This window comes from Polyangium sp. 15x6, assembly GCF_029960785.1.
Lineage (GTDB): Bacteria > Myxococcota_A > Polyangia > Polyangiales > Polyangiaceae > Polyangium.
This window is the reverse complement of sequence record NZ_JASBQE010000004.1, coordinates 188,594-209,442: the sequence shown is the minus strand read 5'-3', so window position 1 is coordinate 209,442 and position 20,849 is coordinate 188,594. Positions and strand designations below refer to the sequence as shown.

Here is a 20,849-nt window from a genome sequence, read left to right as displayed (position 1 = left end):
GTGACGTTGCCGTGTGCTAGGTTTCCGCCGTGTGGGTCCGCCGCGCTGCCATCCGTCCGGTACCGTCCTTCGCGCAGGTCCCTCTGCGGGCCCTCTCGGAGGTCGAGGAGCAGCTCGCGGAGGATGACGAAGAAGCGCGGCAGAAGCTCGACGAAGCGTTCGCTCGCTTCGAGCAGACCCAGCCTGCGATGGCCGATCGCATCGCGCAGGTTCTCGGCGGTCCTCTCGATGAAACCGCGCTCGCGCTCGGATATTTCCTGACGCTCGCCGTCTGGCTCGCCTTCGACAACGTCTTCGGTGAAGACCTCGCGGAGGTCACGCCGCTCGCGCTCGCCGGCGTCGAGGAGTCGCTCAAGCTCGACGAACAGCTCCGCATGGCCGATCCGGCCGAGGCGGTCGACTCCGACGACGTCATCGCGATGGAGCAGCCCGATGTGCTCTCGTTCGTCCACGAGCACGTCGACGCGGCGCTCGAGGCGAACGCGAGCGAGGTGGACGTCGACGACGTACACGAGATTTATCGCATCGTGCTGATCGAGGTCCTCGCGCTGAGCTACGCGGTCCGTCCCCCGACGAACTGGGGGATCCAGATGACGACCGAGTTCACGGCCTGATCGCTTCTGCATCCTCGGGTGACCGCGTTGACGCTTCGGCAGCGTCGGCTTACGCACGTCCCATGCAGAAATTCGGCATTGTCTTGGGCATTGCAGGCCTCGTGTTCGCGTCGGCTTGCACGGGCGGGGATGACACCGGTCTTTCGGGGACGATCATCGGACCGACGGGGAGCGGCTCGGGCGCGTCGGGTCCGGGCGGCGGCGGCGCAGGTGGAACCGGCGGCGACGGTGGCCAGGGCGGCGTCGGGGGCGCGGGCGGATCGGGGCAAGGCGGCGGGGGCGCGGGCGGCGGCGCGCCGATGGCCGTGTTCGATCCGGACAAGGACGGGCCCTACACGATCGCCGAGATCGACGACAACCAGTGGAAGGCCTCCACGGGCGACACGGTGCCCATGCACGCGGCCTATCCCACGGCGGGCCCTTCGAACGGGCCGTATCCGGTCGTCGTCGTGGCGCACGGTTTCCAGATCGCGGCGAGCCAGTATCACGGCTACTTGAAGCGCCTCGCGAGCTTCGGGTACGTCGCGGTCACGCCCGACTATCCGACCTCGCTCGCCGGCACCGACAACACGAAGGCCACGCAGAACATCATCAGCGGCCTCGATTGGGTCGAGTCGAAGCCCGAGCTCAAAGGCGACACGAAGCTCGCGGGCGCCACGGGGCACTCGCTCGGCGGCAAGCTCGCGGTCTACGCGGCCAAGCTCGACGAGCGCTTCAAGGCCACGATCGTGCTCGATCCCGTCGATGGCGCCCCCAGTAACCCGCTCCAACCGAACCCCACGTGCAACGCGCCTGCGTGCATCGACGTGAGCGCGGAGCTCCCGATCGAAAAACCCACGGGCTTCCTCGGCGAGACGCTCGACAGCATGAGCGGCGGCTTCCAGCCCGCGTGCGCGCCCGCCGCGGAGAACTTCATCACGTTCTACGCGAAGGCCGCCGCGCCGAGCATCGCAGTCACGATCAACGGCGCGAACCACGTCGGCTTCGTCGACAACACGCAGACCTGCGGGTTCGCCTGCAGCGCGTGCAAGATGCCCACGCTCGACAACGCCACGGTGAACGCGCTCTCGCGCGCCTACGTCACCGCGTTCTACGAGCGCTACCTGCGCGGCAACATCGCCTACAACACCTACCTCACCGGCGACGAGGCCCAGGCCCGCTACGTCGACACGGGCATCGCTTCGATCCAGTCGAAGACCTTCGGGCCCTAGAGCGTCGACCGGGTCACGCGTGCGGCGCAGCCCTTGCGCCGCGCCGCACGCCTTGCATCACGACGTGAGCTTCTCGGCGTGCCGCACGACCAGCACCGATCGATCCGCGTGGTTCACGACCTTCGCGGCCGTCGTCCCGATCAGCCGATCGAGCCCCTGATAGCCGTGTGACCCGATCACGATGAGGTCCACGTTCTCGTCCTTGGCCGCCTGGCAGATCGCCTGCCACGGCGTCCCGACGGCCACCTTCACCGGCCCGCGCAGCTCCTCGGGCACGCGCTCGAGCTCCCTCTCGACGTACCGCAGCGCCTCTTGTTCGAGCAGCCCTTCGAGCGACGCCGGCGGCAATGCGTAGGCTTCCGGCGGGAGCTCGACCGGGATCCCGATCGCCCGCATCAGGATGAGCTTGCTGTTCGTTCGCCGTGCCAGGTCGATCGCCGCGTCGAGCACGTCCTTCGATCGCGGGGAAGCATCGAGGCCAACCAGAATCCGGTGCATACAGTCGCTCTCCTTCTGCGCGGCACGGGCCTAACACGACCCGTGCCATGCGCGAAGCACCGTCGTGCCCCGACGCCTGCACGGATCTTCCAGGTGCTGCGGTCGCCGCGTCCTCTCCGCCGCGGACGTCCCCCATCGGTGAGGGGGCTCCAGGCTGATTCTGCGCTACCCTGGGGCTCGAAAGGACAAGCGTTTGAGCCGAGGCGACAGTCTGCCGCTCTCTCCGAGCGTCGACGCCATTCCATCCGTCGACGCCGTGCCGCCGCTGCCCACGACGCTCCTTCGCACACCGGCCTTCTGCGACATGGTCGTGGGATACCACCGGCTGCGCCTCCTCCACGACGGCGCGCAGACCTTCCCCGCGATGCTCGAAGCGATCGCGCGCGCTCACTCCACGATCTGCCTCGAGACGTACATCCTGCGCGACGACCACGTCGGCCAGGCCTTCGCGTGCGCCCTCGCGGAGCGCGCGCGCGCGGGCGTCGAGGTCAACCTGCTCTACGACGCCTGGGGTTCGTCGGTCTCGGGGAGCTACGTGGCGAACTTGCAGGAAGCGGGCGTGCGGGTCGTCGAGTTCCGCCCCGTGCTCCTCGCGCTCCAGAATCGGAAGCTCCTCCGCCACGTGGTCCGGCGAAACCACCGCAAATCGCTCATCGTCGACTCGCGCATCGCGTTCACCGGCGGGATCAACATCTGCGGCGATTACGCGCCGAAGGACATCGGCAGCCCCCCGCCCTGGCGCGACACGCACCTCGAGCTCGAAGGCCCCGCGGCGATCGAGCTCCAATACTTCTTTTTGCGCACCTGGCGCAAAGCGAAGGGCCCGGCGGTCGACGAGCCGCGCTACAGCCACGCCGGTCGAAGGCCCGATCCGCGCGTCCGCGTGATCACGAGCGACATGCACCGCGGCCGCGCGGGCATCCGCGACGCCTACCGCACGGCCATCAAGAACGCCGCACGGCGCATCTGGATCACGAACGCCTATTTCCTCCCCTCGCTCGGCCTCCTCCACGCGCTCTCGGAGGCGGCGAAGCGCGGCGTCGACGTACGGCTCATGGTCGCGGGCACGACGGACGTCCCGGCCGTCCTCCACGCGTCGCGCTCGATCTACGGGCGCCTCCTCGAATCGGGCGCGCGCCTCTACGAATGGAAGGGCCGCGTGCTCCACGCGAAGACGGCCGTCATCGACGGGCATTGGTCGACGGTGGGGTCGAGCAACCTCGACATGCAATCGCTGCGGCAGAACCTGGAGGCGAACGCGCTCATCGAGGACGAGCGGTTCGCCCTGGCGATGGAGGCCATGTTCCTCGCGGATTTGCCCCATTGCGAGGAAGTGACCTCCACGAGCTGGGGGAAACGGCCGCCGTGGGAGAGGGCGGCATCCTGGGCGGCGTATCTGTTCCGGGATTGGCTGTAACGACGACACGCGCCCGCGAGGCGCCTGCAAGGGCCCGCCGGTTGCATGACGTCGCCGATCATCATGCCGAACCGGAAACCTCCGCCTCGTGACACGCTCCCTGGGGTCCGTCGTCTCCCGATCCGCGTCCTCGGCGCCGGCGGCAAAGGAATGCTCGTCGAATGCCCTCGCCGCGCCGCGGAGGTCCACATCGATCGATGCGCTCTCTGCGCGGCGTGCACTGGCCTCTCCATCCGCGATCGATACCTCGTCTGCTCCCTCGCTCCGGCCGCGCGCGAGACCGAGGGGAACGAGCCTCCAGGGGACGGCGGCGCACCCCTTGCAGCCGAGGCGCAAGCTTTGCACCGCGGCGGCTGCCGGGTCGCCTGGTTCGGCGCGGACCTCCCCTTGATCGAGGGCGGGATCGAGGGCAACGTGAACGACCGTTCGGCGCCGAAGCCCCCGTGATCATGGTCCGATTGGCACCTCTCCGCGCAGCGACCGACGAAACCCTGGTCCAGGAGCTTCTTCGATACGTGCGCTTCAGCGACGAGGACGCGCGCCTGCTCCGCGCGCTCCGGCCCCTCGCCGCCCCGCATTTCGAGCGCATCGCCACCGCCTTTTACGACCGCATCCGCGAGCACGACGACGCGCACGACGTCTTCACGGGCGAGGAGCAGATCAAGCGCCTCCAGGGCTCCATGGTCCGCTGGATGGATCGGCTCTGCGCGGGCCCGCACGACGAGGCGTACTTCAAGAAGACCCTCGAAATCGGCCGGATCCACGTCCAGATCGGCCTCCCGCAGCGCTACATGTTCACCGCGATGGCGCTCATCCGCGTCGAGCTCCTCCGCGTCGTCGACGACACGATGGGCGAAGAGTCCCGCGCCTGCCGCGAGGCGCTCGATCGTGCCCTCGACCTCGAGCTCGCGTTCATGCTCGAAGGCTACCGCGATCATTTCCTCGCGCGCACGCAGCAACGCGAGCGCCTCGAACGCGCCGAGGTCGACCTCGCCTTGCGCCGCACCGAGCATCGTTACGTCAGCGCCGTGGAGCTCGCCCGCGTGCTCGTCGTCGGCCTCGATCGCGAAGGCAAGATCCGCCTCTTCAACCGCGAGGCCGAGCGTGTCACGGGCCTCGGCCGCGAGGAGGTCATCGGCGCGCCTTTCCACGAGGCGCTCCTGCCCGAGGGCCTCCGCGACGAACAGGCCGGCCTCCTCCACGCGCTCCTCGAGGGCCGCGAGAGCCGCGCCACCCTCGACGACGTCGAGAGCGCGGTCCGCACCCGCGCCGGCAAGATCCGCGACGTCCGCTTTCAATTCGCGTATGCGCCGGGCGACGACGACGACATCGTCCTCTTCGCCGTCGGCCGCGACACGACCGACGAGAACGCGCTCGCCGTGCGTCTCCGGCAAAACGAAAAACTCGCGGCCGTGGGCACGCTCGCCGCGGGCCTCGCGCACGAGATCCGAAACCCGCTGAACGGCGCCCAGCTCCACGTCACCTTCCTCGAACGAGGCCTGCGCAAGAGCGGCGCCGACGGCGATCAGCTCGAAGCCGTCCACATCGTGGGCGAGGAGATCAAGCGCCTCGGCAAGCTCGTCAGCGAGTTCCTGGATTTCGCGCGCCCAAAACCCCTCGAGCTGCGCCCCACGTCGGTGCACGCCGTGTGCGAGCGCGCGAGCAAGCTCGTCGAGGCGCGCGCGATCCAGACCGGTGTGACGCTCGCCCTCGAGCTCCCCGCGACCGAGCTCGTCCTCGACCTCGACACGCCCAAGATCCAGCAGGTCCTCCTGAACCTCCTGCAGAACGCGGTCGAGGCGCTCCAGCCGACGGGCGGCGGCGCCGTCACGCTCCGGGCCCGGCGCAGGCCGCGCGACGTCGTGATCGAGGTCGAGGACGACGGGCCTGGCCTTTCGAGCCCCGACGCCCCGATCTTCGACCCGTTTTTCTCGACGAAGCCCGAGGGCACGGGCCTCGGCCTCGCCATCGTCCACCGCATCGTCACCGACCACGGCGGCATGATCGACGTCGACAGCCACCCCGGCAGGACGGTATTCCGTGTCTCGCTCCCGGTGCGCCTCGGCGCCCACGGCGCCGAGTCGAATACGGGGAAGATTCTCGCTTGAGGCTCCCATGACGGATACGAAGATCGCGGGCAAACCCAAGGCGCGCGTGCTCGTCGTCGACGACGAGGCGAGCGCTCGTTCCGGCCTCGAAAAGCTGCTCCGGCAGGAGGGTTACGCGGTCGACGCCGCGGCCGATGGGCCGAGCGCGCTGCAAATCGCGGCCGAGCGCCCGCCGGACGTCGTCGTGACCGACCTCAAGATGCCGCGCATGGACGGCCTCGAGCTCTTGCAGAAGCTCCGCGCCACGTACCCGAGCGTCCCCGTCATCATGGTGACCGCGTTCGGCGAGGTCTCGACCGCCGTCCAGGCGATGCGCAGCGGCGCCGACGATTTCATCACGAAGCCCGTCGATTTCGACGCGCTCACGCTCTCGATCGAGCGCGTGATCGAGCGGACGAACCTCAAGGCCGAGGCCGAAGAGCTTCGCCGCCAGCTCCGCGAGCGCGAGGGCGAGGGGTTCGAGGGCCTCATCGGATCGAGCCCGGCGCTGCAGAAGGTCTACCGCGTCGCCAAGCAGGTCGCGCCGGCCCGCGCCACGGTCCTCATCACCGGTGAGAGCGGCACGGGCAAGGGCGAGCTCGCGCGGGCCATCCACAAGAAGAGCCCGCGCGCGAGCGGCCCCTTCATCACGCTGCATTGCGCGGCCCTCGCCGAGAGCCTCCTCGAGAGCGAGCTCTTCGGCCACGAGCGAGGCGCCTTCACGGGCGCCGACAAACGCCGCGTGGGCCGCTTCGAGCAGGCGAACGGCGGCACCTTGTTCCTCGACGAGGTCGGCGAGATCCCGCCGGCGACCCAGGTCAAACTCCTCCGCGTCTTGCAGGAGCGCACGTTCGAGCGCGTCGGCGGCAACGAGCCCGTCGAGGTCGACGTGCGCCTCGTCGCCGCGACGAACCGCGACCTCGCGAAGGACGTGCACGACGGCCGATTCCGCGAGGATCTCTACTACCGCCTGAACGTCGTGCACATCGAGATGCCGGCGCTCCGCCTGCGCGGCGGCGACGTGCTCTTGCTCGCGGCGCATTTCCTGAAGCGCTTCGCGCTCGAGAACAAGAAGCGCATCGAGGGCTTCCACGACCGCGCCCGCGCCAAGCTCCTCGCCCACCGGTGGCCGGGCAACGTGCGCGAGCTCGAGAATGCGATCGAGCGCGCCGTGGTGCTCTGCGAGGGCACGCAGATCGACGAGGGCGACCTGCCGATCGACGTGGCCCCGCTGCCCAAGGGCGGCGTGCGGATCCCGGGCGCCACGATGGCCGAGATCGAGCGCTTCGCGATCCTCTCCACGCTCGACGCCACGAACGGCTCCACGGCGAAGGCCGCCGAGATGCTCGACATCAGCGTGCGCACCATCCAGTACCGCCTGCACGAGTACGGCGTCGCCGCGAAGGAAAAAGAGAAAAAGAGCTGATCCTGCGGACGAAAGCGGTCGGGGTGGCACGGCGTTTGTAGGTGCCCCGCGCGTGGACGTGAAAACGAAGCCGCGGCGACTGGTCCTTCTGGTGGACGACGACATCCGCTCGGCGCGTGTCTTCGTGCGGATGCTTCGCGAGGACGGCTTCGACGTCGAGGTGGCGCACGACGGCGCTCACGCCATCGGGCGGCTCTCGCGCGCGCCCGCGCCCGACGTCCTGGTCACGGACATTCAAATGCCGCACGCCGACGGCATCGCCGTCGCGAAGTACGCGCGCTCCTGCAACCCCACGCTGCCCATTTTCATGGTGACGGGTTATCCCGAGATCGTCGCGGCCCGCGCCAAGGCATTCGATCCCGAGCCACGAATCTTCACGAAGCCGCTCGATTATCCGGCCTTCGCGAAGGAGCTCCTTCGGACGGACACGTGAACGCACGCCTTGCGCGCCGGTGCAAACCGCGCGCCTCCGGAGCCGCTCACCGCTTGCCGTCGCCCGGGCGGCGTCTCTCCTTCACGATCGCGTCCATCTGGGCGTGATACTTGCTGCTCTTTCGAATGGCGACGCCGAACGAGCTCGTCTGGATCTGCCCCTTCGTGTACACGTCGTAATCCGCGAGCGCGGGGTGCCGCTGGATGCCCTCGGTCATCTCCTCGTAATCCGGATGAGGCATGTAGATGATGTCCGGCTTCCAGACCGTGAACAGCGTCTCGGCCGAGAATCGAGAATGCGCGAACCGCGGCTCGTTCAATCCCGCGAGATCGACGACGGTCTTCGTCGAATTCAGCGCGCCGAGCAAGCCGACCTCGGTCGTCGCGATGACGGTGTCGTCCGGAAGGGCGGCGAAGCGATCGAGCTTGAACCAGTATCCCTGCGGCCCCTGCTCGAGCACGTGCTTTTGCATGTCGAACCGGCCGATCGACCCGCCGAGCGCCGCGCCGAGCAGATCCTTGCCGGCCGTCGTGAACGAGGGCGCGACGTCCCATAACGCGAACACGAGCGCCCCCGCGGCGACGAGCGCGCCCGTGTGCGAGGGCGCCGCCTGCCTGGGTGCGAGCGCCCAAAGCCGGGTGAGGCTGCTCGACGCGAGGTAGATGAGCAGCGGCACGAGCGGATAATAAAACCGCTGCGCCTGGGCCATGATCTGCGTCATGACCAGCCACGTGTATCCGAGCAGAAAGATCACCGCGACGACGAGCGCCTTGTCGATCGCGGGGGCCTTCTTCAGGAACGCGCGCGGCGAGGAGAGCACCTCCACCGCGGTCGGGACGAAGAGCGGCCAGAAAGACCCGAGCCACGGGATCAAGAGCTTCGTGTTGTCGCCGCGATACGCCCGCGCGAACCCTGCGCCGTAGTGCTCGGTCCCCTTCACCCAGAAGGGCAGCGGCAGCGCCGTCCCGAAATACAACCGGCAGGCCGCGAGATGCACGGCGAGGAGGAGCAACGTCACGCCGAGCGCGACGACCCCGCCGCGGCGCTCCTCCGGGCTCCTCGAAAAGACCACGAAAGACAGCGGCACGAGCACGGCCATCGTCGCGAGCTCGGGCCGGATCAGGAACGACATCCCTCCGAGCACCCCGAGCGCCCAGACGAGGCGCTTCGAAGGGGCGGTCGAAAGCCGGTGGGCGACGATCAAGTACGTCGCGCCAAAACACAGGCCGAACGTCGTATCCATCCCGCTCACGAAGTGGTCGGCGAACGTCGACCGCGCGAGGCAAACGAAGACGAGCCCGATGGCCACGCCCGCCATCCTGCGTCCGGCCGCCTCTTTCGCGAGCCACGCGAGCAGCACGATGAGCGCGACGCCCGGCAGGAGGCTCGACAGGATCGCCGCGAGGCTCATGTTTCCCCGCGTCGCGACGAGCAGCGGCACGTTCACGACCAGGAACGCGAGCGATGTCAGCCCATACGTCGGCGCGCCGCCCGGGTTCCAGGCGATGCGCCCATCATGGAGCACGTTGTGCGCATATCGCTGGAAGATGTACGCGTCGTCCCATAACGTGCGCACATCGAAGTGCGCGATCACCTTCAGCGCGATCACGCCGATGCACGCGGCGATCGTCAGACCGAAGAGCGCACGGAGCGCGCGCTCGATCGGCGCTCGCCGAGGGCGCGCATCTGCGTCCCGAGAGGCATCGCCGCGCTCGGCGTCGCGCTCGGACGACTCGACCTCCGGGGAAGGCCCTTCGTCCACGGCGCTCGGTCCGGGTTCGCTGATACGCCCGTCCTCGGGCGCGTCCTCGGGGAGCGCATCTGCCTGATTCTTCACGTCCACCATGGCTGCCACGACAAGCACCCCCGGGTGCCGCGGCGAACCTCGCAGCGGGCCCAACGGTCCGTGCGAGACAGAGAGCAAACCCACCAGGGGAAGTCAAGCATTAATTTACCGAATTTTCTTGCACTGGGCGCGAATGTGTGCATTGGCGATCCGCGATCGCTTTCGCTTCGCGGAATCCGCACGCATTGGGGAAAACGTCGTTCCGTCGGGCGAGACGATGTTTTAGCTTCCCGTCCATGACGGAGTTTCGTCGATTCCGCGGCACGATTGGTTACCTGACGAACGAATCCCTCGAGGCCGCGGTGAACTGCGCCCTCGCGCTCGAACGCCCCCTGCTCGTGAAGGGTGAGCCTGGCACGGGCAAGACCTTGCTCGCCGAGGCGATCGCCCAGACGCTCGAGACCGAGCTCATCCCCTGGCACGTCAAGAGCACCACGCGTGCGCAGGACGGGCTCTACGTCTACGACACGGTCCAGCGCCTCTACGACTCGCGCTTCGGCGACGGCGACGTGCGCGACATCCGCCGTTACATCAAGCTCGGCCCCCTCGGCCGCGCGCTCGCTTCGGACAAACGGGTCGTGCTCCTCATCGACGAGATCGACAAGGCCGACCTCGAGTTCCCGAACGACCTGCTCCACGAGCTCGATCGCATGCGCTTTCGCGTGACCGAGACGGGCGACGAGTACGTCGCGAAGGAGCGGCCCGTGGTCGTCATCACGAGCAACAACGAGAAAGAGCTGCCGGACGCGTTCCTGCGCCGCTGCGTCTTTCACTTCATCGATTTCCCCGACCGCGAGTTCATGCGGCAGATCGTGAACGTGCACCACCCGGAGCTCGCGCGGGCGCTGATCGATCAGGTCCTCTCGGTGTTCTACGAGATCCGCAACATGTCGCGGCTGCGCAAGCGCCCGTCGACGAGCGAGCTCATCGACTGGATCGCCGCGCTCCGCAAGGCGGGCATCGACGAGGTGAAGCTCGAACAGGCGCTCCCCTTCCTCGGCGCGCTGCTCAAAAAAGAGCAGGATCTCGTCGCTTACGCCGATCAGCTCGCGGGCGGCCGCAAATACCGCTCCTGACGCGCCGCATCCTGGATCTTCTTTTCCCCATGGTGGGGCATCGAAGATCCAGGCTTTTTGCCCCACCCTCCCCCTGAATCCGCGCAATGACACGGTAGCCGTACGGCCTGGCTGCGTCTTTTTGTCGTCTGCGGGGTGGCATGATGACTGCAATGGTGTCTGGTCGGCGCCCCTCGAAAGCCCGGCACGAAGATGCTTGACGCCGGCGCGGAAACGAGGGAAAGCCGAAAGACCGTACGCGGAGGTTTTCGGATCTCCGGGTTCGGCTGGGAGACCGTCATCTGCCAGCGCGCAATAAGGCGTAGACTGAGTCCAGGGGACGGCGCGACCAAACGGAAGAGGTTAGCACCATGGCTCTCAATGCGTATCTCCGTCTGAAGGGGCAGAAGCAGGGCGAGATCAAGGGCTCCGTGACCCAGAAGGGTCGCGAGAACAGCATCATGGTCATCGCGGTCTCGCACGAGATCATGAGCCCCCGCGATCCGGCGAGCGGCCTGCCGACCGGCAAGCGCATGCACAAGCCCTTCATCGTGACGAAGGAGCTCGATAAGGCGTCGCCGCTGCTCTACAGCTCGCTCGTCAACAACGAGAACATCTCGGAGTGGGAGCTCAAGCACTACACGCCGCAGGTGAAGGCGCAGCAGGGCGTCGGCACCGAGGTGAACCACTACACGGTGCGCCTGATCAACGCGAACATCGCGTCGATCAACTTCCGCATGCCGAACAACCGGAACCCCGATCTCATGAAGTACGCCGAGTACGAGGAGATCGCGTTCACGTACCAGAAGATCATCTGGACGTGGACCGAGGGCGGCATCACGGCCGAGGACGACTGGGAGACCCCCCTCGTCTGATGTTGGGCTAACGCCCAGCCAAACGAAAGCGGGCGGCCAAATGGCCGCCCGTTTTCATTTTGTATCCATCGGAAAAACCCCGGCGACCCAGCGAAGTGAAGGCGAGCGGCGGGGGACGTGGGGGGCCGACCGGACCGGAGCCCCCCACGTTGGGCCCATCAACCGCCGGTGCCGGGCAGGGTCGCCGCCGAGAGCCACTGGAAGCCGTCCAGAATCGCGAGCGAGTCGTACGACGAGTCGCCCACGTCCCAGAGCGCGATGCGGATCTCCACGATTTGCCCGGGGACCACGTTACCCGCGGTCGTCAGCCAGAACGTGCCGCCGCCGATCAGGCAATCACCGTCCGATTCGAATCCCGTGCCCATGAGCTGCGTCGAGCCGAGCGAGCACGAGGTCGCGCTGACGCTCGTATCCCAGCAGGTCGGCGACGCGGCTTGCGAGTCGCAGACGGCGAAGAGATCCGTGCCCTGCGCGATGTTGATGCCGATCGGCCATTTCTGGTTGCCCTTCGTGAACGTCATCAGGTTCTTGTCGACCGGGTTCGGCGTCGGCGAGGGCACGCCGCTCGGCGTGTCGACGAGCGCGATGAACTGATCGTTGTAGCTCGTGCAGACGAACTCCGGGTACTCGGCCGACATGAAGTACGAGTTGAACGAGAATGCCCGTGCATTCGTGGGCGCCCGCAGCCGCAGCACGAGCATGACCGAGTCCTCGGCCTCCGGCGTGTTGCTCGCGTTGCAGCCCGGCGAGTCGGGCAGGCCGTTCGCGGGCTTGAGCGGAAGGTTTGGCGTAGCAAACCAATCCTTGACCGAGAAATCACCGCCGCCGGAGATCAGCACGTTGCTGATGGGCGTGTGCGACGTCGACACGTTGAAGCCGTTCGGTGCGCCGCCGTTCGGCCCGGGGTTCGTCTGTGTCGCGTCCGAGGCGATGCCGCTCGACAGCACGACGGCGCTCTTGCCCTCCAGCACGGCCGGCGAGATGCCGCCGAAGCCCTGGCGGATCGACGCCGCCCTCGGATCCCCGAGCTCCGTACCGTCGGCGCGCAGGAGCTTGGCGCTGAGCAGGCCCCACGTCCTCTCCGGCTTCTGGGCGTTTTCCGTCGTCGTGCGGCAGATGCCGAGCGCCTTGGCGTAATCGGTCGCGGACGACGAATCGGAGGCCAGCCCGTCGTCGCAGGAGACCGTGTCTTCCAGGTCGAAGAGATCGGTCTTCGTGTTGCAGTTGTCGTCGATGCCGTTGCCCACGACCTCGATCGCGCCCGGATTCACCTTCTCGGGCTCGGCGCCGCAGAGGCCGGGTTTGTCGCAGCAATCCCCCTCGCTCGCGAGCCAGCCGTCGTTGTCGCAGTCCGTCGTCGTGCTGTCGCAGACCTGGCAGCTCCCGTCCACGCACGACGAGCCGGCCGCGCACTTGTTGCCGCACGACCCGCAGTTCGACGGGTCCGTCGTGGGCGAGACGCAGAGCTGCCCGCACAAGAGGAACGGCGCATTGCATTCGCCGATGCTCACGCACATGCCCGCCGCGCAGAGCTGCCCCGACGCGCACGCATTCCCGCACGCGCCGCAATTCGCCGGATCCGTATCGAGATCCACGCAATTCGACCCGCACAGGGCCGAGCCGCCGAGGCAGGTCACCGCGCATTGCCCGATCGAGCAGACCTGGCCTGCGGGGCACGTATACCCGCACGCGCCGCAATTCGCCGGGTCCGTGTCGAGGTCCACGCAGGAGCCATTGCAGACCGTCGCGCCCACGCACGACGTCCCGCATTGCCCCGCCGAACAGACCTGGCCCTCGGGGCACGTGGTGCCGCACGCGCCGCAGTTGTTCGGGTCGTTCTGGAGGTCCACGCACGTGTCATTGCATTGGGTCGTGCCGCCGAGGCAGGTGATCCCGCACTGGCCGACCGAGCAGACCTCGCCGGCCGCGCAGGCATTTCCGCAACCGCCGCAGTTTTTCGGGTCGAACGCGAGGACCGTGCAGGCGTCCCCGCAGAGCGTCGTGCCGGGCCCGCAGGCCGAGCCGCCGCCCTGCCCTGCGCCGCCCATCCCCGCGCCGCCCTGCCCCGGCATACCGCCTTGCCCCGCGGAGCCGCCCTGCCCGCCGGACGCGCCGTCGCCGCTGCCCCCGTCGCCGCCGGGCGACATGTCCGAGGTGCTGGTCGCGCACCCGGCCCACGCGCTTGCCGATCCCACGGCGAGCAGCGCTGCGAGCGTCGCGTTTTTGAATACGAGATTGGATACGCTGGAATTTTTCGCCATGCCAGGGGTCCCCCGTTTGGAAGGGAGGACCTCCTTACCAGAGTTTCCTCCCGGCGAGCGTCTCTTGTCGGAGCGGGGCACGTTTTCGCGGATGGGTTGAAAGTGCGGCTCCGTTTCGCTAAGGCGTCGCGTCGTGTTCTCTGGTGCGCGCATCGTCGTGGTCATCCCGGCTTTCCGGGAAGAGGATCGAATTGCCGATACGGTGCGGTCCGTACCTTCGTTCGTGGACCATGTCGTGGTCGTGGACGACGCGAGCGACGACGCCACCTCGGCCGCGGCGCGCGCCGCGGGGGACGGACGCCTCGTGGTCGTGCGACACCCGGAGAACCGCGGCGTCGGCGCGGCCATCCTGACCGGGTATCGCGAGGCGCGGGTGCTCGCGGCCGACGTCGCGGCCGTGATGGCGGGCGACGGGCAGATGGATCAGCTCGATCTCCCCTCCGTCGTCGGCCCCGTCGCGCGGGGCGAGGCCGATTACGTCAAAGGTGATCGCTTGCGCCACCCTTCCGTGTGGAGAGACATGCCGCTCCACCGGCTCCTCGGGACCTCGGCGCTCGCCTGGATGACGCGACACGCGGCGGGATTACCGTCGCTATCGGATAGCCAGTGCGGCTACACCGCGATCGGCGCGGCGGCGATGGATTGCCTGCTCCGCGAGGGAATGTGGGCGCGGTATGGATACCCGAACGACCTGCTCGGCACGCTCGCACGTCATGGGCATCGCATTCACGAGGTCCCCGTGAAACCCGTGTATCGCGGCGAGGCGAGCGGCCTTCGGCCGTGGCACGTCTTCACGATTGGTTACGTCGTGGGTCGCGTGGCGTATCGACGCATTGCGGCGCGCTGAAGGACCGTCACGTAACCGCTTCTTTGCTCGACGTATGCCTCGACTGTCGCGTCCTCATTGCGATGGGCGTCGACTTGCTGCACGGGGCGCGCGGACGACCCGATCGAGGCGTGCGTGCCCAACGCTCCGTCCGCCCGCCTGAGAATCGTCCTTTCCCGAACAACCCGTTTCTCCGAGCCGTCATCGAACCCGCCGCCTCACGCCGGCCGGTGGATTTCACCGACGCACGCCTCATCTAGGGGCTAACGTTCGGCCCCATCCGCGGCTAGCGTGGCGGCGTGGCCAGGACGAAGTCGACCAGGAAAAAGGAGCAAGAGCCTTTGACCAAGGGCAGCGGACGCAAGCTCTTCGGGACCGATGGTATTCGTGGGACCGCAAACGAACCGCCGATGACGCCCGAGATGGCGTTGCGACTCGGACGCGCCATCGCGTTCGTCGCGCGCCGGGGCAAGGGTCGCAAGGTGCGTGTCGTCATCGGCAAGGACACGCGCCTCAGCGGCTACATGTTCGAGACCGCGCTCGCCTCGGGCATCTGCGCGATGGGCGGTCACGTCATGTTGAGCGGTCCGATCCCCACCCCGGCCGTCGCGCAGCTCACCCGCAGCATGCGCGCCGACGCCGGCGTCGTGATCAGCGCCAGCCACAACCCGTACGGCGACAACGGCATCAAGATCTTCGGCCCCGACGGCTTCAAGCTGCCCGACGCCGAGGAGGCCGCGATCGAGCGGCTCATGGAGGGCGGCGAGCTCGACGCGCTCCGCGTGACCGGCGCCGCGATCGGCGACGCCATGCGGCTCGAAGACGCGCGCGGCAGGTACGTCGTGTTCTGCAAGAACACCTTCCCCGCGCAGCTCTCGCTCGACGGCGTCAAGCTCGTCTGCGACGCCGCGCACGGCGCCGCGTACAAGGTCGCGCCGCTCGTCTTCAGCGAGCTCGGCGCGGACGTCGTCCCGCTCGGCGTGAAGCCGAACGGCCGCAACATCAACCGCGACTGCGGCGCCTTGCACCCCGACCACGTGGCCTCCGAGGTCGTGCGCAAGGGCGCGGCGCTCGGCATCGCGCTCGACGGCGACGCCGACCGCGTGATCATGGTCGACGAGAAGGGCCAGATCGTCGACGGCGACGCGATCATGGCGCTCGTCGCGCTGCGCCTGCTCCGTCAGGGCAAGCTGCCGGGCGGCACCGTGGTCAGCACGGTCATGTCGAACCTCGGCCTCGAGCGCGCGCTCGCGAGCGAGGGTGGCCGCGTCGAGCGCACCGCGGTCGGCGACCGGTACGTCGTCGAGGCCATGCGCGCCGGCGGCTACAGCTTCGGCGGCGAGCAGTCGGGGCACCTGATCTTCCTCGACCACGCGACCACGGGCGACGGCATCGTGGCCGCGCTGCAGGTCCTCGCGATCATGCTCGAGTCGGGCAAGCCCCTCTCGGAGCTCGCCTCGCGGGCGATGCAGCGCGTGCCGCAGGTGCTGGAGAACGCCACGTTCGTGCGGCGCATGCCGCTCGAGTCGATGCAGACGATGCGGCTCGTCGTCGACCGCGTGGAGAAGACGCTCGGCGGCAAGGGCCGCGTGCTCGTGCGCTGGAGCGGCACGGAGCCGAAGCTCCGCGTGATGGTCGAGGGCGAAGACGAGGCGCTGATCGCCCGGTACGCCCAGGAGATCGTCGAGGCCGCGAAGAGTGACGTGTCGAGCGGCGCGGCGGGGTAAATTCCACGCGTGATCCTCCTGCTCGACGTGGTGACGCGCGCCGCGCGCCTCTTCTTGCTCGCGCTCGCGCCGCCGCTCTCGTCGCCCGAGCCTTCCCCTCCCGGAAACCCGATCGTCGCGGCCATCCTGGCCGTGCTTCTGCTCGCGGCCGTGCTCTACGGGGCCGTACGACTTCGCGCGTGGGGCGGGCGAGAGCGTGGTTTCGCGTGGAGCGCGTCGCTCGCGTGGGTCGCGGTCGCGGCCTCGCTCGGCGCCGCGCTCTACTTCCGCGAGGGCCGCGCGCCGCTCGGCCAGGGCGTCGTGTTCGTCGCGGTCCCGGCCTGGGCCTCGATCACGCTCGCGGCCTCGACGTTCGCGGCGAAGAAGCTCCCTCGCGCGCGTCATGCGCGGCGCTTCGCGGCGCTCGCCGTGCTCACGGCGTCTGCGCTCGTCTTCGCGTCCGCGTCGTCGTGGCTCGCCTCTCCCGCGCAGATGTGGTGGGAAGCTCTGCGCCGCGACGGCGAGCACCCTCGCGCGATCGGCGAGCTCACGCGAAAGCCGCTCGGATCACGGGATTTCCTCGCTGCGCGTGCCATCGCCGACGAATGCTTGCGGCTGCACCCCGGGAGCTGCCGCTGCCAGGGCGAGCGCGCCGAGATCGCCATCCGCGCGCACGATTTCGTGCAAGCCCTCGAGCTCGCGCGCGCCGCGCACGCAACATGCCCCGGGGATGGCGCTCTGCGCGCGCTCCACGCCGAGGCGCTCGGCGCGAGCGGTCAGGCGATGCGGGCCGAAGAGGAGGCTCATCGCGCCCTCGCCCTGGGCGGCCCGGAGGCGCGGCTCAGGTACGCGCTCGCCCTCGCGCTCGCCGGCCAGGGCAAGGACGCCGAGGCGATGCGAGAGGCCAAGCGCGCCGTCGAGCTCGGCGCCGGCCGGAGCGCCGCGCTCTTCGTCGGCTCCTCCGCGCTCGTGAAGGGCGACCTCGACGAGGCTGCTCGGGTGCTCGGCCCGATCGTCGCGGCCGATCCGGGCGACGCCGAGGCGCAGTACGACCTCGGGCTCGTGGCCGATCGCCGCGGCGACTACAACGCCGCGCGCTCGGCCTACCTCGCGGCCCTGCGGGCGGACCCCGCGTTCGCGGACGCGCGCTACAACCTCGCGCTCCTCACGTTCCGCCGCGGCGTGGTCGACGAAGCCAAGCACCACGCGCAGAAGCTCCGCGAGGCGCACCCGGCGGACCCGCGCGGCGCCGAGCTCGCCCGATCGTTGGGCCTCCAATAGTGGGAGCTCAAGGGTTCTTGGCCAGCCGCGCGCGCGCGGCCTCGGCCGTCTTCGTGTCGCCGATGCCCTCGGCCATGCCGAGCATCTTCGTCCAGAGCGGCCGCGCCTCGGCGGGCCTGCCGGCCTGATCGAGCGCCGTCGCGAGCTGGAACGTCGCGCCGTAGTGATCCGGATGGTGCGCGAGCACGGCGCGGAAATGCGCCGCCGCGGCCTCGGGGTTTTTCCTGTTGTACAGCGCGTCGAGGCCGAGCTGCATCGAGGCCGTCGGATCGTCGAGCGCCAAGCCGTTCTGCCGCTCGTCGATCGCGGCCATCCGCGCGCGGGCGTGCTCGGCCGTCTGCGTGTCGCCGAGCGCGTCGGCCATCGTCGCCATCTTCGCCCAGAGCGGCCGCGCCCCGCGCGGATCCCCGGCCTGCTCGAGCGCCGTCGCGAGCTGGTACGTCGCCCCGTAATGATCGGGGTTCTCCGCGAGCACCTCGCGGAACCGCGCCGCCGCGAGGACGGGATCGTTCCGCGTGTAGAGCGCGTCGAGCCCGAGCGTCATCGGATCCGCCGGCGCACCTGGGCTCCGCGTGGGCGCAGCGGCGCGCGGGTTCGGCGCCGCGGCCGGAAGGCCCACGCCGCCTGGTTTTCCGCCTGGAATCGGGATCGAGGCCTTCCAGGCGATGAAGGTCGAAAGGACGGCGACCACGACGGCCGCGAGCCAGAAGGCGGCGAAGCCCGAGCCGCCGGCCGGCTTCGGCGCGCGTGCGGCGGGTTTTGCGGCGGTCTTCTCGGCGGCCTGTTCGTCCGTGGTTTCTTCGTTGGTCGGGGTTTCCGTCACGGCGACTTTCCTCCGGACGACGAGCCCCACGAGGAGGGCCCCGAGCGCCGCGAAAAAGACGAGCGGGAAGGCGCTCGAGCTCGCGCGCGCGGCGGGACCGGGCAGGGCGCCGAGCGCGCGGAGGACATCGTACGTGGTGGGATCATAGGTGCGAAAGGTGACGAACGTCTCGTGGAACAGGGCGAGCTCGAGCACGGCCGACGGGATCAGAAAGACCGCGGCGAACCCGGCCCCGCGCGCGCGCCCGGCCCAGGGGAACGAGACGATCGCCCACGCGGCGAGCAGGCGGAGGATCGGGTCGAGGACCACGAGGAACCGCAGGTTCTTGGGCAGGCCCGCGAACGCGGCGAGGGAGACGAACAGGAAGGACGCGAGCCAGAGCGCGCCGCGGTTCTCGCGCGGACGCTCGGCCAGACGCGCGAGCGCGAAGGCCCCGAGGACGCAGACGATCGGCGCGAGCACGAAGAGGTCTACGAGGGGCCGATGCGGCGGGCCGCTCTGGTACTGGATGCCGTACGCGTCGAGGAACGAGGCCCGCGTGAGGCGGACGAGCTCGAAGAAGGCCGAGGCGTCGCGGCCGAGGAACAGGAAGCCCCCAAAGAACAGGGCCGGCGGGACCAGGAAGAGAAGCGCGTCGGCGGTGCGCAGGCGCGCGCGGAAGGCGAGCACGGTCGCAGCCGCGAGGGCCGCATACGGAAAGGCGAACGCTTCCTTCACGGCGAACGCGAGCGTCGCGAGACCGGCAAAGAGCGCCATCGGTCGCCATCGCTCACCGAGCGATTCGCGTTCGTCCTGCGCGAGCCGGACGAGAGCCCACGACGCGGCCAGGAAGACCGCGCAGTACACCTCGTCCTGCAGCGCGCGTCGGGAAAGCGCGAGCTGGAGCGGCGACGTCACCGTGAGCGCAGCGGCGACGAGCCCCGCGCGTGGACTCAAGAGGCGCGCGCCGACGAGGTACGTGAAGACGATCGACACGACGCCCGCGATCGTCGAGAGCCACGCGAGCGTACGGCCACCGCACGCCGCGTCCCCGGCGCACGCGAGCGTGGTCATCACGAAGTAGCCCCACCGGAGCGGCGTCGGGGACGCCGCGAGATCCGCGCGTTCGAGGTGCGCCGCGACGAGCCGCGGGTACGCGGACAACCCTTCGCGCTCCAGGAACTGCGTCGCGGATACGTAGTACGCCTCGTCCGCGGGCGCATACGTCGCGACGTCGTTCCACCCGATCCGGAGCGCCGCCCCGAGCCCCACGATCCCGAGGAGGACCGCGTACGCCCGGACGAACTTCACGAGCGCCGCCCCGAGCGAGCGCGCGGTCATCGCTTCGCCTTCGAAGGTTTCTCCTCGGCGGACGCGGCCTTCTCCTGCGCCGCGACGAGCACCTCGACGCGGCCTTTCGCCTCTCGCTGGAGGTCGGCGACGGCCTGCTTCTGCGGGCCTTCGAGCGGAAGCGCGAGCAGCCGTCGAAACGCGGCGAGCGCCTGCTCGGTGCGCCCGAGGTCCTGGTTCGCCATGCCCACGCCGAAGAGCGCCGGCGGCGCGAACGGATCGGCCGCGAGCACCCTTTCGAGCACGTCGAGCGCTTCGAGCGACTTCTTCTGCCGCGAAAGCGTGAACCCGAGCGCGATCGACGTCCCCGCCTCCGGCCGGAGCTCGAGCGACGCGCGCAGCGCCCGCTCCGCCTCGTCGAGCTTCCCCGCGCCGAGCAGCGCCTGCCCGAGCAAACCGAGCGCCTCCGGGCTCCGCGGATCCATCTGCACCGCACGCGAAAGGTCCGCCGCGGCCTCGACGTGTTTGCCCTGCTGAAGCCGCGCATTCCCCAGCGCGAGCCGCGTTCCGAAGTCGTCCCCCGCCTTCAGAGCCGCGACGAACCGCTCGATCGCGCCGGGCACGTCCCCTTCGGCGAGCTTGATCTTCCCGAGCCCCGCGAGCGGCCCCGACGCGCCTGGCCGGAGCGCGAGCGCCTGCTCCAGCGCGGCCTTCGCCTCCGCGGCGGCCTCGGGCCTCCCGACGAGCAGCGCCCCGAGCGCCGCGTGCGCCGCGTACGAATTCGGGTCGGCCTTCACGGCCTCGGCGAACTTCAGCCGCGCGCCTTCCCGGTCCCCGCGCCGCGCGAGCACGTTGCCGAGCGCGGTCAGGCAAACTGCGTCGACGTCCTTCTCCGTCCGCCGCAAGAACTCCGCCTCGTACGCCACGTCTTCCAGCGCATCCGCGGCGACCCGAGCGGGGCTCTCGGCCATGAGGGAGACCCGCGCCCGCATTTGCGCCCGTTGCACGCGCGGATCGTGCGGCGCGAGCTCGTGCGCGTGGGCGTACGCGGCGAGGGCCTCCCCGTACCGACCCTCCGCGAGCGCGCGATCGCCCCGATCGAGGTGCGTCACGGCGAGGTCGGGGAGCGCGTCGCACCCCCCGGCGAGCGCCGCGACCAGCAGGAGGGGCCGCAAGGCGGCTTGGCAAGCCGCGGCGCGAGCGGCGGTTCGGCGATCCATC

General features: G+C 69.3%; 17 protein-coding genes. 12 read left to right on the top strand and 5 right to left on the bottom strand.

The genetic code is table 11. From position 1 onward, the window contains the following. Positions 1 to 29 precede the first annotated feature (29 nt). The gene (locus QHF83_RS05175) at positions 30 to 614 is read left to right on the top strand and encodes a hypothetical protein (RefSeq protein WP_272419903.1); all 585 of its coding nucleotides are present in this window, start codon (positions 30 to 32) and stop codon (positions 612 to 614) included. A gap of 62 nt (positions 615 to 676) precedes the next feature. Continuing rightward, entirely contained in the window at positions 677 to 1,825 is a 1,149-nt protein-coding gene (locus QHF83_RS05170) for a dienelactone hydrolase family protein (RefSeq protein ID WP_282416643.1), read from the top strand. Between the two features lie 57 nt (positions 1,826 to 1,882). On the opposite strand, the gene QHF83_RS05165 is transcribed toward QHF83_RS05170, so the two are convergent. Next, complete coding sequence (locus tag QHF83_RS05165; RefSeq protein ID WP_282416642.1) at positions 1,883 to 2,323, bottom strand: universal stress protein; 441 nt, start codon at positions 2,321 to 2,323, stop codon at positions 1,883 to 1,885. 193 nt (positions 2,324 to 2,516) lie between these two features. Between QHF83_RS05165 and clsB the strand changes: the two genes are divergently transcribed. Genes clsB through QHF83_RS05140 form a run of 5 tightly spaced genes read left to right on the top strand, consistent with a single transcriptional unit; the run spans position 2,517 to position 7,686 of the window. After that, positions 2,517 to 3,740: a cardiolipin synthase ClsB gene (gene clsB, locus QHF83_RS05160; protein WP_282416641.1), complete on the top strand. Its 1,224-nt coding sequence runs from the start codon at positions 2,517 to 2,519 to the stop codon at positions 3,738 to 3,740. A gap of 45 nt (positions 3,741 to 3,785) precedes the next feature. Beyond that, entirely contained in the window at positions 3,786 to 4,187 is a 402-nt protein-coding gene (locus QHF83_RS05155; protein ID WP_282416640.1) for a hypothetical protein, read from the top strand. Between the two features lie 2 nt (positions 4,188 to 4,189). Next, a complete protein-coding gene (locus tag QHF83_RS05150; RefSeq protein WP_282416639.1) occupies positions 4,190 to 5,848 on the top strand; it encodes a protoglobin domain-containing protein in 1,659 nt (552 codons plus the stop codon). A gap of 7 nt (positions 5,849 to 5,855) precedes the next feature. Further along, complete coding sequence (locus QHF83_RS05145) at positions 5,856 to 7,253, top strand: sigma-54 dependent transcriptional regulator (RefSeq protein WP_282416638.1); 1,398 nt, start codon at positions 5,856 to 5,858, stop codon at positions 7,251 to 7,253. Positions 7,254 to 7,305: 52 nt separating this feature from the next. Further along, on the top strand, positions 7,306 to 7,686 hold the full coding sequence (locus QHF83_RS05140; protein ID WP_282416637.1) for a response regulator: 381 nt from the start codon (positions 7,306 to 7,308) through the stop codon (positions 7,684 to 7,686). A 46-nt stretch (positions 7,687 to 7,732) separates the two neighbouring features. Here QHF83_RS05140 and QHF83_RS05135 read toward each other — a convergent pair whose 3' ends face one another. Next, entirely contained in the window at positions 7,733 to 9,523 is a 1,791-nt protein-coding gene (locus QHF83_RS05135) for a hypothetical protein (RefSeq protein ID WP_282416636.1), read from the bottom strand. A 245-nt stretch (positions 9,524 to 9,768) separates the two neighbouring features. On the opposite strand from QHF83_RS05135, the gene QHF83_RS05130 reads away from it, so the two are divergent. Both QHF83_RS05130 and tssD read left to right on the top strand, forming a co-directional pair. Then, the gene (locus QHF83_RS05130; protein ID WP_282416635.1) at positions 9,769 to 10,608 is read left to right on the top strand and encodes a MoxR family ATPase; all 840 of its coding nucleotides are present in this window, start codon (positions 9,769 to 9,771) and stop codon (positions 10,606 to 10,608) included. 350 nt (positions 10,609 to 10,958) lie between these two features. Continuing rightward, on the top strand, positions 10,959 to 11,462 hold the full coding sequence (gene tssD / locus QHF83_RS05125; RefSeq protein ID WP_281313448.1) for a type VI secretion system tube protein TssD: 504 nt from the start codon (positions 10,959 to 10,961) through the stop codon (positions 11,460 to 11,462). Positions 11,463 to 11,620: 158 nt separating this feature from the next. Here the strand turns inward: tssD and QHF83_RS05120 are convergent, their stop codons facing one another. Continuing rightward, complete coding sequence (locus QHF83_RS05120) at positions 11,621 to 13,723, bottom strand: MXAN_6577-like cysteine-rich protein (protein WP_282416634.1); 2,103 nt, start codon at positions 13,721 to 13,723, stop codon at positions 11,621 to 11,623. A gap of 133 nt (positions 13,724 to 13,856) precedes the next feature. On the opposite strand from QHF83_RS05120, the gene QHF83_RS05115 reads away from it, so the two are divergent. The 3 genes from QHF83_RS05115 to QHF83_RS05105 all read left to right on the top strand — a co-directional run bounded on the left by QHF83_RS05115 (position 13,857) and on the right by QHF83_RS05105 (position 17,536). Next, entirely contained in the window at positions 13,857 to 14,570 is a 714-nt protein-coding gene (locus QHF83_RS05115) for a glycosyltransferase family 2 protein (protein WP_282416633.1), read from the top strand. A 278-nt stretch (positions 14,571 to 14,848) separates the two neighbouring features. After that, positions 14,849 to 16,276: a phosphoglucosamine mutase gene (glmM, locus tag QHF83_RS05110; RefSeq protein WP_282416632.1), complete on the top strand. Its 1,428-nt coding sequence runs from the start codon at positions 14,849 to 14,851 to the stop codon at positions 16,274 to 16,276. 9 nt (positions 16,277 to 16,285) lie between these two features. Continuing rightward, positions 16,286 to 17,536: a tetratricopeptide repeat protein gene (locus QHF83_RS05105; RefSeq protein WP_282416631.1), complete on the top strand. Its 1,251-nt coding sequence runs from the start codon at positions 16,286 to 16,288 to the stop codon at positions 17,534 to 17,536. Between the two features lie 7 nt (positions 17,537 to 17,543). Here QHF83_RS05105 and QHF83_RS05100 read toward each other — a convergent pair whose 3' ends face one another. Then, on the bottom strand, positions 17,544 to 19,679 hold the full coding sequence (locus tag QHF83_RS05100; RefSeq protein WP_282416630.1) for a tetratricopeptide repeat protein: 2,136 nt from the start codon (positions 19,677 to 19,679) through the stop codon (positions 17,544 to 17,546). After that, complete coding sequence (locus tag QHF83_RS05095; protein WP_282416629.1) at positions 19,676 to 20,848, bottom strand: tetratricopeptide repeat protein; 1,173 nt, start codon at positions 20,846 to 20,848, stop codon at positions 19,676 to 19,678. Before QHF83_RS05095 ends, QHF83_RS05100 begins: the two co-directional genes overlap by 4 nt. Between the last annotated feature and the right edge of the window lies 1 nt (position 20,849).

What these genes read in the sequence shown, in the direction of transcription:
- QHF83_RS05170 (WP_282416643.1), top strand. Translation starts at nt 677, where the DNA reads ATGCAGAAATTCGGCATTGTCTTGGGCATTGCAGGCCTCGTGTTCGCG.
- QHF83_RS05165 (WP_282416642.1), bottom strand. Translation starts at nt 2,323, where the DNA reads ATGCACCGGATTCTGGTTGGCCTCGATGCTTCCCCGCGATCGAAGGAC.
- QHF83_RS05155 (WP_282416640.1), top strand. Translation starts at nt 3,786, where the DNA reads ATGACGTCGCCGATCATCATGCCGAACCGGAAACCTCCGCCTCGTGAC.
- QHF83_RS05150 (WP_282416639.1), top strand. Translation starts at nt 4,190, where the DNA reads ATGGTCCGATTGGCACCTCTCCGCGCAGCGACCGACGAAACCCTGGTC.
- QHF83_RS05145 (WP_282416638.1), top strand. Translation starts at nt 5,856, where the DNA reads ATGACGGATACGAAGATCGCGGGCAAACCCAAGGCGCGCGTGCTCGTC.
- QHF83_RS05130 (WP_282416635.1), top strand. Translation starts at nt 9,769, where the DNA reads ATGACGGAGTTTCGTCGATTCCGCGGCACGATTGGTTACCTGACGAAC.
- tssD (WP_281313448.1), top strand. Translation starts at nt 10,959, where the DNA reads ATGGCTCTCAATGCGTATCTCCGTCTGAAGGGGCAGAAGCAGGGCGAG.
- QHF83_RS05120 (WP_282416634.1), bottom strand. Translation starts at nt 13,723, where the DNA reads ATGGCGAAAAATTCCAGCGTATCCAATCTCGTATTCAAAAACGCGACG.
- QHF83_RS05100 (WP_282416630.1), bottom strand. Translation starts at nt 19,679, where the DNA reads ATGACCGCGCGCTCGCTCGGGGCGGCGCTCGTGAAGTTCGTCCGGGCG.
- QHF83_RS05095 (WP_282416629.1), bottom strand. Translation starts at nt 20,848, where the DNA reads ATGGATCGCCGAACCGCCGCTCGCGCCGCGGCTTGCCAAGCCGCCTTG.